The following is a 16,947-nucleotide window of genomic DNA, read 5'->3' on the forward strand; positions in this document are numbered from 1 at the left end:
AATTTTGATAAATGAACATTATAAAAATACTGAAAAAAACGGTCATAGACAGTCAAATTTATGTCTCCTTAATGGGAACTCTTTTTGCAGTATTTTTCATGAAAGAGCAAAACACATTCCGTTTCCCTACTATTTTGCTTATTTTCATCACGTATTTCAGCGGGTATATTTACACTAAGTACCAGTATACTAAATATTTTTTCAGAATCCTGGTCCTGAATGCTGTTGCCGGGATTGCCTGTGCATTTTTAATCATCCATAATCATAATGAAGTAAGATTACTGAAATGGTTTATTATTGTTGTATTGGGACTGCTGTACAACAGCTTTTTTCTGGATGTTTATATCCGTAAAATTCCTTTACTGAAAGTATTTTATGTAGGATTGGTATGGGCATTGGTGAACTGCTGGCTCACCCTTCCGGAATTCAGCCTGCCTATTTTCCTTATCAGTTTCTTTTATATCACGGCATTGGTTCTCCCGTTTGACATCCGGGACATGAACAGCGATACTGTAAAGACTTTTCCTATGATGATTGGTGTTCAGAATACAAAATATATTGCATATGGACTGGTCTTCATCAGCACTCTTATTGGAATCTTTTATCTGAAGCCACTGTACGCTGCCGCATTTTTTCTGTCCGGTATCATTACTTATATTTTGATTTATTTCTCTGAAAACAAAAGAGATGACGCGTATTTTTCATTCGGAGTGGAAACCTGTTCTGCACTTCCTTTTTTATTTTTACTAATAATGGAGTATTTTTGACGAATGATTATCAAGAAGCTTTCCCTATATAATTTCAAAAACCATTCTGAGAAAAAGTTTGAATTTTCGCCCCAAATCAACTGTTTTGTAGGCAATAATGGTGTAGGCAAAACCAATATCCTGGATGCTTTGCATTATTTATCTGTAGGTAAAAGCTTTTTAGGAAATACGGACCTGAACAACATTAAAAACGAGGAAGATTTCTTCACGATTGATGCTGAAATTCAGAATGATGACGGTGAAGACAATATCAGAATTACCCAGCCAAAAGAAGCAAAGAAGGTGATTAAAAAGAATGATAAAAGCTACGACAGACTTGCCGATCATATAGGATATCTTCCCAGTGTAATGATTTCCCCTTACGATTCTAACCTCATTTCCGATTCCGGGGAGAGCAGAAGAAAGTTTCTGGATGCCATGATCTCCCAAACGGATTCTGAGTATCTTTTTGATCTGATCCAATACCAGAAAACCATTCAGCAGAGAAATGCCTTGCTGAAATATTTTGCTAAAAACAGAATCTGGGATAAAGAATCGCTGGAAATTTATGATGACCCGATTACAAAATTCGGAACCAAAATCTTTAATAAAAGAAAGGTATTTGTAGAGCAGTTAAATCCTATTGTGCAGAATTTCTACCAGATTATTTCGGGTGGAAAAGAAACCGTTTCTGTTATCTATGAATCTCATCTGCTGGAAAATAATTTTGAGGAACTTTTAAAGGAAAGCCTTGAAAAAGACCGTATGCTGACATATACTTCAAAAGGCATTCATAAGGATGATCTTCTTTTTGAAATGGATCATGTTCTGATTAAAAAAATAGGATCTCAGGGACAGCAGAAGTCTTTCCTGATTTCTTTAAAGCTTGCTCAGATGAGTTTAGTAAAGGAACTGACCAAAAAGACCCCTATCCTTTTGCTGGATGACATCTTTGATAAGCTTGATGATACCAGGGTTTCGCAATTAATTGAATTGGTAAACCGTGAAAGCTTCGGACAGATTTTCATTACAGATACTCACAGGGAGCGAACAGAAAGTGTAGTGAAAAAGATTAATGAAGAAAGTGTTATTTTTGATATATAACCCCGCAACCCGGCTATGAAAAGGAAAAAACGCGAATATCAGTCTTCAGAACTTGTAAAGTCATTTGCAAGAATCTATGGCTTTGAAGATAAACTTGTGGCTTTTGATATTAAAGATTTTCTTGAAGATTATCTTGACCAGAGCTTATTCAATGAAATCAGAAGTGTGAATATTGAAAATAAATGTATTATCATTAAAATAGATTCTCCCCTACTGAAAAATGATTTCAAAATGCGTAAAAGTTTCTATCTGAAGAAGTTTCAGGATAAGTTTGGTGAGGATAAGTTTGACGACCTGCAGATTTTGTAAGGTTTCCGCTATCCATCAATATTACAGAAAATTTAATTGAAAAAGAATTGAGTATATTTCAAAATTAAGTGATACATTTAAAGTACATAAAATATAAATCATATTTACCATGAAAAAAGTACTTACACAAAAGAAATTATCAAGAGAAAACTTAAAAAAATTCAAGGAGCAGGACAAATGGTATGCTGTGCTTTATCCTGTGCAGATCTTACAACATGCGCTTTTTGGGAAGAATTGCCAGCAGAATGCCCAGATCTACCTTACTGTATATAATCAACATCACTAGATATTATAGAAAATGCTACCAAATGGTAGCATTTTTATTTTATGAATGTTCCTCAGATTTATTAGAAATTGTACTGCTCATCAGATCATCAGCTTTTTTATCCAATCCTGAACTTAATGGAAGGAAGAATTTTAACGGATGCTTCACAAAATACCTGAAGATCTCTTTATAGATCTCACTTACCTGCCCGAAGTTCATCTTTCTTGATCTGAATGCCAGGAACATGGATAAGCTGAAACTTACCAGGAAGTTGAAGAACCCGATTAAGAAGACCGTTATAAAGGAGATCCAGAATGTATAGGAATCTACGGAGAAATCTTTTCCATAAAGTCCTAACGCAAAGTTTCCTGCAGCAAAGGTAATGTGCCTGATGTCAAGGTCAAGGCCGAAGAACAATCCTACAGGTGCGGTAGCTCCAAGGAAAACCCCGAACCAGAAATTGGATACAATTCCCGGCCAGTTCTTAGCATAATATTTTGATAATCCTTTTGCAAATTTCTTTCCGAAAAAGCTTCTGATAGAAAGGTTTTTAGCAATTCTTTCCGGGATCTGGTAGAATACGGAATTATTTCCGATATTCCCTGAAATAATTCCTGAAATGAAAAGGTAGAAACCAGCGATACTGGCGTGAAGTATTGCTTTGGATTTGAAAGGATCAAGGTCTTTTAACAGTTTATCTGATCTTTCAACCGCGAGATTTTGTGAAAAGAATACATCCAGCCCATAGATAATGGCAAGCGCAACCGGAAACGCCAGTAAAACGTTTCCTACAAAGGCAATAAACTGACTCCGGAAAAGCTTGGAAACAAGATGGGCAAATTCCGTATTATTTCTTTGGCTGTTTCCTTCTTCAGACAATACCTTGGTCATCGTGGCAGCAGTCATTGCCGGCTGTTTTGTAGCCAGTGTGAATCCCATCAGATAGATCATCACAAACCCCATCGCATAGTTCATAGAATACAAAAATGCATGTGAAAAATCACTTCCGGGGATATATCCGTACAGCATTTTCAGGACGCAGAGTGCACCTACGATAATTCCACCGCCACTCGCTTTGTAGAACATGGTCATATATTCTTTTCTGGTGGAAGTAATATAGTGGGTTCCTGTTTCTGCGGTGTGATTGGTAATCAGGTGGGAAATAAGTCTTGTACTATCATTAATCAGATCTGCAATATTATTTTTGTGAGATTTATAGCTCAGAATATTGAAGATCAGCTGTTTTGATTTTACCAGAACATCTTCTTCATTATCAATAATCAATAAATGTACAATCTCGTAAATCCTATCAGTCTGCTGACGAATTTTCAGCAACGATTGGTTAATTTTTCCTGAAATTCCATATTTCGCCGAATTTTTAAAGGCTATATTCACAAATTCCAGACATTGCTCTGCATAGATTTTAATCTGCTTATACCTGCTGTCTTTAGAATGCAGCTGTAACTCAGGATCATTAACCAGGTCATCTGCTAAGGCTTCCAATTCATTCTGTAACGCTAAAAACGGATTGGAAAGATTCCTGTATTGAGGAGCCATTCTTACCACTTCCACTTCCATTGCCATTCCTGTTACCCTCCATGAAAGGATATTCATAGAAAAGATCAGTTCCTTTTTTACATTCGGTTTAATGATAAAGTCTGCCGCTCCGATAAGTGCTAAAAATTCATCAATCTCATTTTCAGGAAGATTGTGCAGGTATTTTAAGTCTGTTTTGGGTCTAAGGCTTACATTATCAATCATATACCACACTGTCTTCTCATTTTCTACAGGCGGCAGAACCTTATTCAAGATTCTTTTTTTAAGTTCCGGGAAGAAGGCGTTTTCAGAAAGGATATTAGCCTCCGTTAATGACAGGTTGAAGGGCCTTCCTTTAAAAATATTATGAATGTAATATTTAAAGTTTTCCGTAAATTTCGGATTGCTTTTGAGAAAATTAAGCACATCTGTAAAGTCTGCCCTTTTCACACTATCTAACAGCTCTGCAAAGGGCTCCAAAGAGAGGGTTTCGTTCTTAAAAGAAAAGTATTTTTTAAGAACTGACTCAAAATTTGTGCTGGAATTAAAGAATTTCATTAGTACAAAGATACTATTTCAAACTTACATTCCTCATCTGTCTCATAATCCAATTGTGTTTCTTTCTTAAATAAGGGGATGGATTCTTTGGATCATATTTCTTTGGATTCGGCAGTACAGCAGCAATCCAGGCAGCATCTGATGCAGTGAGATCCTTGGATGATTTACCGAAATAATATTGTGCTGCTGCTTCTACTCCAAATACTCCCTGTCCCATTTCAATGGAATTCAGGTATCTTTCAAGGATAATGTCTTTGCTCCATACTTTTTCAATAATGAAGGTATAGACTGCTTCAAGGCCTTTTCTTACCCAGCTTCTGCCCTGCCAAAGAAAGACATTTTTTGCTGTCTGCTGGGAAATGGTACTTCCTCCTCTGATTTTTTTCCCTTTTTCGTTATACTTCATCGCTTTTTCAATGGCTGTATAATCGAAACCATTATGATCAAAGAATTTCTGGTCTTCTGAAGCAATCACTGCTTTTTTTACATTATTTCCCATTTCATCATAGGAAATATAGTCTCTGTGCAATTTTCCATACTCAAAAAGGCCTCCAATCTGAGTAAGGGTAATGGGTGGATTAAAAAATCTTCCCCAAATGATAAAAACTACGTTCAGAACAAGAACGATGAAAATAAACTGTTTAATTCTTTTCCACATAACTTTATAAAAAGGAAAGGCAAAAATAAGCAAATAGTCCGATTTACTGCAATTCTTTCATATAAGTAAGCTGATAATCCGGTAAAAGTTCAGGATGGAAGATTTTAATATAATCTTTAAGGATAAGATCCGCTCTCACAACTCCACTTTCGAAGAAGTCATTCGCCTTCTGTCTCTCTCTTCCAGCCATTGTGTATAACTTTCCTTTATTGAATACATCAAGCTTTCCGTAGAAAGGGTTCATTCCCAACATTTCTTTTTTTGAAGTATGATTTCCGGCATTTACCCAGTACTGAACGCCATTGGTCTTTGCGAATACCTCTTCAAAACTCATGGTCAGAGCTTTTTCATCCTTATTATCTTTCATAATATAAGTAGCGTTGGCATCAGCAATATAATGAGCAACTGAAGTGTTTCCACCCGGAAGATACCATACATCACCATACATCTCATTAGCCAGTACAAGTGGTTTTTCTTTTGCTGTTAATGCAAGTTTCTTCAGATCATTATAATTTTTCTCCACTTCCCGGTATCTGGCTTCGGCTTCTTTTTCTTTTCCGAAAAGTTCTCCGAACAATTTGATGTAAGCCGTTTTCTGCAAAGGCTGCTGTTCCATATATTCATCCAGGAATATCACCTGAATCCCATTGTTCTTCAATAGCTGATAAGCGTTATCAAAACTTGCAATATAGTTGGTGAAAATAGCATCCGGTTTCATAGAAATAATTTTCTCCACATCATACTTCTGATCGCTTCCCACATTCTGAATTTTCCCTTCTTTAATCAGATTCTGTATCTTGTCCGAATAAATATATTCCGGGCTTGACACACCAATGATTAAGTTTTCTGCTCCAAGCTCTGAAATATACCCTGCCATACTGGCATTAAGGAGGATGATTTTCTTAAACGGAGTTTGATTTTGCGTGAAATTATAAGTGAAATTTCCCGATTTCAGCTCCAAACTTCCGTCTTGCTCCTTATATTGGGTGCGGTTTGAGATATTTGTCCAATCTGAGGACGAAATTTTTGTTTCTCTTTTACAGGCAATTAGCGAAAATACCGTAAATAAAAGTAAAATTTTCTGTTTCATGTTTCAAAGAACGGAAAAAAGTGGTATATTTGCAACCGTTAAACAACAAGATAACAAACGGGCTCGTGGCGCAACTGAATAGCGCATCTGATTACGGCTCAGAAGGTTACAGGTTTGAATCCTGTCGAGCTCACAAGACGGGGGTTTAAATTTTTCGAATTTAAATCCCCTTTTTTTTGCTTAGATAACTCCTTCCTAATCAGGAAGATACTATCAACAAAAGAGTTGATTTTGCTAGTTTGAAAATCGCTTCCATCAAAAATTATCTTTTCAGGGTATATCAAACTTACAATTGCGCGCTTGTCTATAGGGCTAGCATTTATATACCTCTCTGAAATATTTCCAACAATTTTTAGTGCTTTGCTAATTTTATCTTCTACCCCTTCTTTTTGTTCTGACTTTACCAGTAGGCTAAGTTTATATTCAAGGTCATCCAGTTCTCCTTTATATCTATTTTTAATATCCCTAAAATCCTCTTCATCAATTTTGTCGGACAGGTACATATCCCGCGCCTTACTAATTCTATCATTTAATTCACTAATTCTGCTCTTAAGAGTACTACGTTCACCATCAAAATTCTCAGAAGTAGACTTTGTATTTTTTACGATTATCTTCTTTAATATTTCTAGTATTCCTGTCGGAAAATCATATTTGGAAAGCTCTTCTTTAAAAAGTTTGTTAACTTTATCAGAATGGTGTCTAAATCCACAGGCTGTGGTACAATGATAATAGTAATAATGTTTTGTATGCCCCTTTGAACTACTCGCCGTCAGATTCTTTCCGCAATTTGGACAAAGCAGAAGACCACGCAGAGGATATCTTTCTTCATTGATTATCCTTCCTCCTGGCAATCTGAGATCCTTTGTACCTTTCTTTTTCAGGACATGCTGAACCTTTAAAAACAACTCCTCCGAAATTAATGCCTCATGTTTACCCGGCACAATGTCCTCCTCTTCATTTTTATAAGCACGCACATATATTTTACCACAATAAGTAACATTCCTCAGTGCAACCATAAAAGCATTACTAGAAATATTTTTACCCTCTCTCTTATTCATTTCCACTCTCACCTTTGCGGTTGGGAGATGGCCTTTTGCCACTTGTTCAAAAGCCCAGATTATATTCGAAGCTTCTGGTTGTTTAACGGCAACATACTTTCTTCCATCCTCAGTACACTTGTTTACATAACCGTAAGGGGCTATTCCCATCAACCGCCCCTCCTTAATTGCACGTCGCATTCCATTGGTCACGTTTAGAGCTCTCCTATCATTCTCAACTTCAGGTGTTGACAAGTAAATAGCCAAGAGCACTTTATTTTCGGGTATACTTAGATCCAATGGCTGTTCAATCGCCTGAGGTAATATATTATTTTTTTTAAGGTGTCCAATCATTTGGTAGGCTTCGGAGGTATTCCTGCTGAATCTGTCCCATTTAGTAAACAAAATTAAGCGCTCCTCGCGATATCCGCGGCTCCTTTTGAAGCTTTGTAGATAATTTTTCCACTCGGGCCGATCAAAACTTTTCGCAGAATGGTCTTCGAAAATTACTCTGTCGATCGTAATAGCTAGCCTATCACAATGAAGACGCAAACGCTCTTCCTGGTCCCTCTGCGAGTACCCCTTATCTGCCTGTTCGTCTGTCGATACTCGGATATATAAATCTGCGATCATAATTCAGTTATTTAATTTGGTAATGAAATTAGAATTGCCAACATGAGAATAGCAACCGTCTGATCCTTAAAAATTTACTAGAAAATCTAATTACACAAAATTACAAAAAACTTTTAATCGGGAGAGAATATTTCCTTGATGGTGATCCTTGCCAATAGATGCAAAAACTCCATGATTTTTATTGCTTCCGCTTCATCAACATCAATACCTGCCTCTTTTAGCATTATCATTGACTGTTCAATGGGCAACTCATCTAATTTCATAAGGTGGTCAAGTCCAATATCTTTCAAATTTGAACCATTCCCACTATAGCTGCTTCCATTTCTTCTTTTTTTTGTAGCCATTCTGCATAATTATTTTCGGAATCGAAAAATTACCAACATTGCATGGCCAACATCTAAATCAGTGTAAAACTTACCTTAAATAACCTAAACTTTCCTAATAATCTCTGTATAATGCAAAAGCATCGTTTGTATTAATTATCGCCAAGAATTGCTAAATTTATATAGGCGAATAGTAATGTTATATAAAATGGGGAATGTGTTCGAGAACAGTAAGTTTGAAATCGAGGTCAATGGCTTAAAAGTTGTTGTAATTGAACACACTTTAAGGGATCAGCAAATTTTTCGTCTCGTTTTTGACGATAATAGAGCTCCCTTGGTTATAACCTCAGCCAGAACGTGGGCAGGTGAAGTCTGGACAAGTATTCCACAAGGAAGACAGAAAGAGGCGGAGCTATTCGGTAAAGAAATTAGTGAACATTTAAAAACTTAATCATATGTGTTATTACAATGGACAACGGGTATCTAGAGATGAATTCATTCGCTTGATGGATCTGGAAAAAGCAGTAATGAATTATGATTTTTTAGATCAAGAAATACACGAAGGCTTTAATTACGGAAATATTGCTGTTTTACGCCCAACGGAAGATAAATGCAATTTCGATATCGTCCAAATGGAATGGGGATTTATCCCTTCTTATACAAAAAACAGAGAAGATGTTAAGAAAATGCGTTTTGGCTATAAAGATGGGAACGGAAAATGGCACCAGGCTTACACAACATTAAATGCAAAAGGTGAAGAGCTGCTTATGAAGGATGAAAATACAGGTCGTGAAAAAATGTTTAGGAAAGCGGCGCTGGAAAGAAGATGTTTAATACTGTCTAGTGAATTTTATGAGTGGAGACATCTTTACCGTCTAAACAAGAGAACTAATCAACCGCTCAAAACAGCAGATAAATATCCTTATCACATCGGTCTCAAAAACAAGGATTATTTTTTTATTGCTGCAATCTGGCAAAATTGGACTGATAAGGACACAGGAGAAACGGTGGATACCGTGGCTCTTGTAACGACAGAAGCAAATCCTCTAATGAGACAAATTCACAACTCTAAAAATCGTATGCCTACTATGTTGCCAGATGAACTTGCATGGGAATGGATGATGCAAGATCTTAGTGAAGAACGAATCACGGAACTTGCAACCTATCAGATCAACACTTCTGAAATGGAAGCATATACAATTGAAAAAGATTTCAGAACGACTGGAACGCCGACAAAAGCATTTGTATATGCGGATGTTCCTGAACTTACATATGAGGTAAATTGAATAATGTTCAATTTTCTATCTTAAAACTTCTAAAAAATAGTGGAGAGAGAGGAATATTTTAAAGTTCCTCTCCTCCTACCCATATTCAATGACCGAACTAAATCTCTGATCATTTTTATAAGGATGAGTTTTAAAGAATTCCTCCCGCCTTTCATTGGTTTTAAAACGAACTTCACGTTCTCCCCATACCGTATAAACAAATTTTGATCTAGTTTCAGCAAGAAACTGGTCAAACAAGTCTTTTCTGAAATAAACAAAGCTATCGTTATTGTTAAAATCTTCAGCATTATTTAAGTGGATAGCCGCTAATTTTCCATCCTGGTCAAATAGGTCAAATGTCTGTGCCTCACTTATAAGTCCCAGATGATTCACAATTTCCTTTGCTAAAACTGAGATATGACCTGCATCATTAACCGGACTGTGATAACTTTCCCAATTGTAATCCATTACTGGTATTAATACTTCAAATTCTTTATTTACATTAACTTCGACTTCAATTTCCTCTGGTAAATTTGATTCGGTGAAGTCATCAGACCAAATTAAGTTTTGATAATAACCAGGTTCATCCTTCTTGATCTTCACTTTCCTAATTTCAAGATCAAATCGTAAATCACCATAATTACTGTAGGTAGCTTCATCAATATTATACAATTCGCCAGCGAAGCAATAATAATTTTCACTTTTATCCGGAATTTGAATTTGAGAAAAATTTTGACCTTTTAATAATTTAATGACTTCATCATATTGCGAGTCTTCGATAACCATTCCTCGAACTACGAGATAGCTATTTCGCTCTGTGGAAATCTCCTCCTGTACAATAAAGCCATCCAAGCAAACCCAAGGACCTGGGTTTCCATTAATCTCATCGATCTCCAAATAACCATCAAATATAGGCGTTCCTCCGTTTTCATACCATTCGTTTAAAGGTGTTGACCTGTCTCCCAATAAATCATTTTTAAAAAAAGGTTCGTTTGCTGTCTTCTTAGGAAAGCTGGGATCGATATTTGCATCAGAAAGTCGAAACCTGTCCCAATCCTTATCTAACAAACCAAGGTCTGCCCGTAATCCAGCATTTTCAAAATAAGCGATCCATGAATATTTTTTTCCATACCGCTCGACTTTGGCTTGTCTACTTCTGTTACTATTGTAATAATTATCGTTTCCTAAAGCAGTTTCGACTGCACCGAACATATCTGTATTCCAGCCCAAATCATATATCCTCCAATATATTTGTTTTCTTACCTTAATTTTTTCTTCAGGATTGGAATATGCATGACCTCCATTGACTATCCGTCCTAATGTATAATTGCTAAAATCCATTTGCATTGGTCGATCATAGCCATAATCGTTTTCTCCATAATCGAATTCTTGTAATGCTCTTATTCCTCCAAAAGTGTATGGTGGTCGAATATTCAGCTGCTGTTCTGTATTTAATAAAGTAGGATGATGAATTAAGCCAATTTCTATAACTCGTCTTGCGTAGTCTCTGGCTAGAATATGCGTAGTTCCAAATCTTGCATCTTTGGCAAAGATTAGGTCGTATAAGGATTTACAAAATACAGGTAGCACGTTATTTCGGAAGTGTTCTCCCGCTATAGAGTTATATTGAGCCATCACAATACCATAAGATGCTGCCAGTGTGCGCTCCCAGATATATGGGTCATTGTATCCCAACGATTCCTCCACTAAAGCGATGAATTCCTCTGGAAACTTCCTGCCATAAAAATATAGTGCTCTTGTGACCTGATCACGTAAGGCTCGATCGGTACTTGTTAAAAACCAGACTATTGCTTTCGAAACTAATTTTTGCTTTCTTAGTATTATGTCCGATTCATGGCTGATGTTACGGCATTGATTTTCAAATTCGGAAATAAACTGCTCCAATTGATAGCTGTTCTTCCTTACGTATTCCGTCCAGGTAATATCACGCTCATTCATCTTTAATCTGGCTAGAATTGTGCTCAGGAAAATCGCATTGAGCGGGTGGTTTACATCGCCCATCGTTTTAAAAGAGAGATCAAAAAGGATTTCTTTATTTTCATTATTTATCATGAAAACTTTAGCAACTAAATCAATATCACTTGTTTTTACCAGCCGACCAGGCAATACAAAAAGTGATTGGAAAGATTTATCAAAGACAAAATCCGAAAAATCAGCCAGGTCTGCCACTCTGGTTTTCAGGAATCGTGGCAGATAATTATAAATCTTAGAATCCGCAAGCTTAACTAGCCAGTCACTTCGTAATAATTGATGAAATGTGCTATTTTTTAGCTGTGGCAGCAGCAAACATAGTGCAGCTATGACATCTTCGAAAAGGGGATGTTGACCTTCTGGAAGAAACACCTGTCCAATAAATTTTTTGCTTTTAAAAAATGAAAGATCTGCATTATTGGTAATTAAATTTTCAGCAATCATATAGCCTGCAAGGACATCGTATGTAAAGCTTATATATTCAGTTTCACTTCTAATATCCCGATTTATCACAAGACCTTCATCAAGAAGTATATCAGCCTTTGATTTATCTTTCTCATAATTATCATTTTCGTCAATTAAGGCATAAAAATCCCCTACCGGCAGCTCCCGCAGATTATTTACCCAAAGATAATTAGACAATTTTTTTAGGGATTCAGAAATAAAATTCTCATTGCTTCTAAGGATCGGCTTATTTCTGGTTACTTTCCTGTTGATCTGCGTCAAATACTCATTAAAAATATCGTAAGATGACTCCTCTTCAATGTTTACCGCAATTTCACCAGAATGCTTCCAGTTAGGATTCTTTATTTCGCAAAATATTTTAAGAAAGATTGGGTCGCCAAATTTATCAATCGAAGCAAAAAATAAATCCGACTTCAGTTTATATTTCTTGAAATATTTTTGAACCGCTTCATGAATAGTTTCGGAATCGCGGAATCCATCTATATTATGAAATTCAGGTTTATAAGTGTCGTCCCATATCCTATCAGCATATGAACCTCGACAGGTGGTAATTATAGCGACATTCTTTGTCTGTTTAATCTTTGCAATAAATCCTTGTAGATGGTTCCTCCAGATAGGTGAAAAAAGCCTATTGGAAACCGTTTCATTCAGACCATCTATAACAATAGGAATCCTTACTTTATGGATTGACCCATAAACTTCCAAAGCATTTAAAAGGTCATCAAATGAATATTCTTGCGGTATATCTAGAATTTTACGCACTGTATCGCTGATACTGGTCTCATCAGTAAATTTATCACCTGTCAAAAATATTACTGGTTTCGACTCTTTAATTCTGTTAAATGCAATATCAGTGGATATATGTGTTTTACCTTTGGCTGCATCACCTATAAAATGCAGCTGCCTCTGGTTTCCATGAAAATAATTTCTAAAAAAACGTCCGAAGTCTTGTGAAAAATTTGACATTAAGGATGTGATATTCTGCGACTCCCTAGATGCCCTTGATGTTTCATCAAAATCAAATTCATCAAGTTTAGTATGGAAAGCGATCCACTTCGATCGTAAATCCTCGGTACTGAATAGCGCTAGTTTTTCAGGTTCACACTTTTTAAAGCATTCATCAACAAAGTCAATTTTACCAACAGTCTGTTTTACAAGATCTTCAAATTCATGACAAGCTGAAAAAAAATCTCTTCTCAGAGCTTCCTCCGCGGGGCTGATCATGGTAGTGTTATGAAAGTTGTGTAGTTCCTTGCCTACCTGATTGGCTACCTGCAGGAGATCACTTTTAAGCTTTCCCGTCAGGTTAGTATAGTTTGGATCAAGTACTACACAATCTATTATGGATTTTGTGAACTGATCAATAGCATGCAATTCAGGATCGTATTTATCCTTTACCTTCTCAAAATTTTCAAAAAACTTTGTTGTAAACCAACCCTGATTTAGTTCAAGTTCCCCAAAAAAGAAACTACGTACACCTTCGTTTTTAGGTTCTTTTAAGAATGCAATAATTTTTGATTCTCCCCAAAATTCCAGAGAGATTGCACGACCAACAGGAATTTTTTTCGGTAGTTCATCATCGAACCAATTCTTCTCGCCTTTACTGAATTTTCCCGCTTTCGAAGTACTTTCCGTTGTAAGATCAGTTTTAAGGCAAACAAAATATTTCGTTAAATTTCCATGATTCCTAATTGCTGTCTCAAAGGAATTTGAAATAGCTAAGTCTCTATTAGCAATACTTAATCTTCCTGTATCACCAAAAAATTTACATTGCCAGCCCCATCTTTCGCCAGAATGATGATCGAGATAAAATTCTACCCCACCGTCTCCTCCGCTCCCGTCAATCGCCGTAAATGTTCCTAAATGTCCATATTCTTTGATTGCCAGCTGGTAACATAGGTGCTCGAAACACTGCGTGGCCTTCCCATTATAGGGCTTAAGTCTGTTGAAGTCAACTTTATCAATTGTAATCATAAATTTAATAATATGGGTTTGCCAGCAACACAAGAAAAGTACTTTTGTTTTTTCTGTAACCTCCTTAATTAAGAACTATTTATCAACTCACAATGAAATTAAGCATCTTATTTGGCAAATTTATGCCATAATCAAATAGTATACTTTGACTCTTAAATAGGTTAAAATTGCATGATGCAGAAATTTACATTTATTTTGTTAATATTCCAATAATCAATTTGTGTTGAGATCACAAATTTTATGATAATACGCGTCATGCACACAATCTTGTGGCTCTAAAATCGACTTAGGGATTTGGCTAGCGATAGTTACTTCACAGCAATTCACCGTAAAAATTATTATCAACTCTGTATGTATGATTTAATTTATCCTTTTCACACCGGCCTATCATCGTTCCATCTTCTTGCGTATATAAAAATACTTTACTGCTACAACCTCTTTTTATGCAGTTTATAGACCTCTTATTAATCGTAAAGTTCCATGTTGAGTTTCGTTTGATTGTCAAATGTCTTCCTTCATTCAATAAAAGCTCATTTTGCGTCTGAAGCTTACCAGTAACCATTAGGTACAAAATTTTATGGGCATATTTATATTTTCGTAGGCTATTGATATTTAAAAGCATATATAAGCACATCAGTGCGGCAACTACAATAAAACACAGGGTTTTGGCCCAGTCAGCTTTAACATAGAAAAATGATGTGCAAAATACAGCAACAAAAAAGATTGTTGCTAAGTAAACGTGCATTGAATCTTTAATGGATTCCCACAGAGTGAAAGTTAGCTGTCTATCCCTACATTCTTCAAAATAAACAGTTTTATCATCATAAAAAGACATTGGCTTTCCTAGTATTGCTAAAACTTCTCTTTGCGGATATTCAATCAATGCTTTAGCCATATCCCGATGACTCAGGGTTTCAATTTTAATATCTTGATTTCCCAAATTAAGCTTATCAATGACATCACATTCTTTTGGGCCTATTTTACGATTGGTAACAAAAATGAACTTCTTGACTTCGAGGTTTTTGTCAATACAGTTCTTATAGTCATTCTTTATCTTGGTTGCTATATTGTCAGACCAGGTTGACATGGCAAAATATTCTCTGGTTTCAAGGACATAGCCATCTTTACCACCATCTCCAAGTGGTCCCATGGAAGCTACTTCCTGAAATGCACCACCATATTTTTTCCGTAGGTAATTCGCTCCACATTTTTGAAACTCTAATCCATCCTTACCTTTTAGAATATTTTCTATATACTCTATATCCAACATATTTTTTTCCTTTGAAAATATAAATAATAACTCAGCTAAGAAAACAGTATTTGATACTTCATCTTTCTTTGAGACCATACCATCCAATTTCGCCACTTTTATGTCTTTTTTTGACCTAATGTGGTCGTGCCCTGTAAATAAAAACACCCAAGGTTTGACGGTAATGGGATATCTTGCCATAAGATTAACCTATTTGGTAGCATCAATTATACTATTTCGGTTACTAAAGTATTGGAATCTTTAAATGAAAAATATGCCTTTTCTTGTAAAAGCGCGATTAAAAGTTGCTTTTGCTTGGTTTTGATGTTATTTCCAGTTGAGGTATAGCACCCTTTTTTTACTTGTCCTTTTGGATCTTTAAAAATTGTAATAACATTTGAGACAATACATTGTGATCACTTTTTATAGAGTAGCAAATAACTACATAAGGTTCATTTTCCAAGCTATTTTGAAAATTGGATCTGACCCAAGAATCAGAATTATTTAAACAATTTATTAAATAAAAAATTCCTCAATTTTTTCATGATTGATACCTCTTGCCTTCCCAAATTATAATTTGAGCTGTTTAGGTTCCGAAGCTTCAAATAATTTCCAAAACTAAAATAACTGTTTTCCAGAAGTTGAACAGCAGAATTCAAATAATAATCAGTTTGGAACGCTTCAATAGCATCTTCCTCCCCATAGAGTATAGCTGACCATTTATAGATTTTTTCAAGGAGTTCCTTTTTTAGCAGATTCTCCACGGGATCGCCCAGGTCTTGATCTTCTAATACTCTGACACAAGAATCCATAATTTCCACCGTCAGCGTCAAATCAAATTCTTTTTGTAGTTCAAACTCCTTAAAAGAAAATGCAAAATATCCGTAGTTTATATACTGTTTTTCTATTGGATGCATCTTTAAATATTTATACAGTAAACCAGCTTCAATATTACTGATACTGACTTCAATACTAATATTGTAAATTACTTCCATGATAAATCTTTGACTACAATTTACTTCTTTTTTATTTATAAAATATGAAGGTTTTGGGTCGAACTTGGTGGATAATCCAATGGCCATCCATGTTCGAAACTTCCTACCAACAAGTCTAATTTAAAATGCAGAATTTATCTGCATATTAAAAACACCCGTAGATTGGGAGTCAGCGGGTGTTTTACCATATTATTAACCTATTTTATGAAAAGTTTGCTCGATCGAGCAAATAATTATTAATATCTAATTTAAACACTTTTCATTAAAATATCAAATTGACGAATTATTACTGCAACAATAGGAGTCTTCACCTCTATTTGCAGCATTATTCCGGCTGTATGATCACATAATGTACAAGTTTAAATTCATTTTTTATGTCTGTGAGGATACGGCGTATCGCCTCAGTGATCTCCTCTTTATCCAGGTCATCTTCAAAATCTCTGACCAACATCAGGACAACTTTTTCGGGCAACTGATAAGTCTATAATATGTTTTTTGTCTTTACCACTGTAAAGTTTTTTTCTGCGAGTTCCGCATTTTTTTTCTCGTTTCGGGTGCGATACCTTAGCCCATCAACAAGCTTCTGCTTTCTCTAGCCAACATAAAGGCAACAAAAACAAGCAGCAATCCTACGATTACCGATGCTAATCCATCCAGCTCAAGAATTTTTAGTGAATGGTTCAGCCACATCATTATAGTTACAATAATTAAATCCTTAATATCATAGATTATTCCCTAACTTTCCATA

At 35.7% G+C, this 16,947-nt stretch carries 14 protein-coding genes and 1 tRNA gene; 7 read left to right on the top strand and 8 right to left on the bottom strand.

What is annotated here, in order from left to right; genetic code table 11:
* The first annotated feature begins 11 nt into the window (after positions 1-11).
* The 4 genes from EG339_RS20550 (at position 12) to EG339_RS24370 (ending at position 2,445) form a co-directional block, all read left to right on the top strand.
* Positions 12-767 (top strand): UbiA prenyltransferase family protein, encoded by a 756-nt coding sequence (locus EG339_RS20550; protein WP_123871749.1) that lies wholly within the window; start codon positions 12-14, stop codon positions 765-767.
* A gap of 3 nt (positions 768-770) precedes the next feature.
* Positions 771-1,850, top strand: a complete 1,080-nt coding sequence (gene recF, locus EG339_RS20555) for a DNA replication/repair protein RecF (protein ID WP_123871750.1) — start codon at positions 771-773, stop codon at positions 1,848-1,850.
* A 15-nt stretch (positions 1,851-1,865) separates the two neighbouring features.
* The gene (locus EG339_RS20560) at positions 1,866-2,159 is read left to right on the top strand and encodes a hypothetical protein (protein WP_123871751.1); all 294 of its coding nucleotides are present in this window, start codon (positions 1,866-1,868) and stop codon (positions 2,157-2,159) included.
* A 109-nt stretch (positions 2,160-2,268) separates the two neighbouring features.
* Complete coding sequence (locus EG339_RS24370) at positions 2,269-2,445, top strand: hypothetical protein (protein ID WP_164466466.1); 177 nt, start codon at positions 2,269-2,271, stop codon at positions 2,443-2,445.
* Positions 2,446-2,484: 39 nt separating this feature from the next.
* On the opposite strand, the gene EG339_RS20565 is transcribed toward EG339_RS24370, so the two are convergent.
* The 3 genes from EG339_RS20565 to EG339_RS20575 are packed head-to-tail and all read right to left on the bottom strand — an operon-like array spanning position 2,485 to position 6,266.
* Complete coding sequence (locus EG339_RS20565; protein ID WP_123871752.1) at positions 2,485-4,518, bottom strand: recombinase; 2,034 nt, start codon at positions 4,516-4,518, stop codon at positions 2,485-2,487.
* Positions 4,519-4,531: 13 nt separating this feature from the next.
* Complete coding sequence (mtgA, locus tag EG339_RS20570; RefSeq protein WP_123871753.1) at positions 4,532-5,176, bottom strand: monofunctional biosynthetic peptidoglycan transglycosylase; 645 nt, start codon at positions 5,174-5,176, stop codon at positions 4,532-4,534.
* Positions 5,177-5,219: 43 nt separating this feature from the next.
* Positions 5,220-6,266, bottom strand: coding sequence for an ABC transporter substrate-binding protein (locus EG339_RS20575; RefSeq protein WP_164466467.1), 1,047 nt, complete (start codon positions 6,264-6,266; stop codon positions 5,220-5,222).
* Positions 6,267-6,325: 59 nt separating this feature from the next.
* Between EG339_RS20575 and EG339_RS20580 the strand changes: the two genes are divergently transcribed.
* Positions 6,326-6,399, top strand: a tRNA-Arg gene (locus EG339_RS20580).
* Here EG339_RS20580 and EG339_RS20585 read toward each other — a convergent pair.
* Positions 6,365-7,936: a recombinase family protein gene (locus tag EG339_RS20585; RefSeq protein ID WP_123871754.1), complete on the bottom strand. Its 1,572-nt coding sequence runs from the start codon at positions 7,934-7,936 to the stop codon at positions 6,365-6,367. The two genes, EG339_RS20580 and EG339_RS20585, sit on opposite strands and share 35 nt — an antisense overlap.
* 113 nt (positions 7,937-8,049) lie before the next feature.
* On the bottom strand, positions 8,050-8,280 hold the full coding sequence (locus EG339_RS20590) for a hypothetical protein (RefSeq protein ID WP_123871755.1): 231 nt from the start codon (positions 8,278-8,280) through the stop codon (positions 8,050-8,052).
* 187 nt (positions 8,281-8,467) lie between these two features.
* Between EG339_RS20590 and EG339_RS20595 the strand changes: the two genes are divergently transcribed.
* Positions 8,468-8,710, top strand: a complete 243-nt coding sequence (locus tag EG339_RS20595; RefSeq protein WP_123871756.1) for a hypothetical protein — start codon at positions 8,468-8,470, stop codon at positions 8,708-8,710.
* Between the two features lie 4 nt (positions 8,711-8,714).
* Positions 8,715-9,545, top strand: a complete 831-nt coding sequence (locus EG339_RS20600; RefSeq protein ID WP_123871757.1) for an SOS response-associated peptidase — start codon at positions 8,715-8,717, stop codon at positions 9,543-9,545.
* A gap of 75 nt (positions 9,546-9,620) precedes the next feature.
* Here the strand turns inward: EG339_RS20600 and EG339_RS20605 are convergent, their stop codons facing one another.
* The 3 genes from EG339_RS20605 to EG339_RS20615 all read right to left on the bottom strand — a co-directional run bounded on the left by EG339_RS20605 (position 9,621) and on the right by EG339_RS20615 (position 16,286).
* Positions 9,621-13,955 carry an NACHT domain-containing protein gene (locus tag EG339_RS20605; protein WP_123871758.1) on the bottom strand — a complete coding sequence of 1,445 codons (4,335 nt, stop codon included), beginning with the start codon at positions 13,953-13,955 and terminating at the stop codon, positions 9,621-9,623.
* A 313-nt stretch (positions 13,956-14,268) separates the two neighbouring features.
* The gene (locus tag EG339_RS20610; protein WP_123871759.1) at positions 14,269-15,405 is read right to left on the bottom strand and encodes a hypothetical protein; all 1,137 of its coding nucleotides are present in this window, start codon (positions 15,403-15,405) and stop codon (positions 14,269-14,271) included.
* A gap of 299 nt (positions 15,406-15,704) precedes the next feature.
* On the bottom strand, positions 15,705-16,286 hold the full coding sequence (locus EG339_RS20615; protein ID WP_123871760.1) for a hypothetical protein: 582 nt from the start codon (positions 16,284-16,286) through the stop codon (positions 15,705-15,707).
* Positions 16,287-16,947: the final 661 nt, after the last annotated feature.

The sequence above is a fragment of the Chryseobacterium bernardetii genome (genome assembly GCF_003815975.1).
Taxonomy (GTDB): Bacteria; Bacteroidota; Bacteroidia; order Flavobacteriales; family Weeksellaceae; genus Chryseobacterium; species Chryseobacterium bernardetii.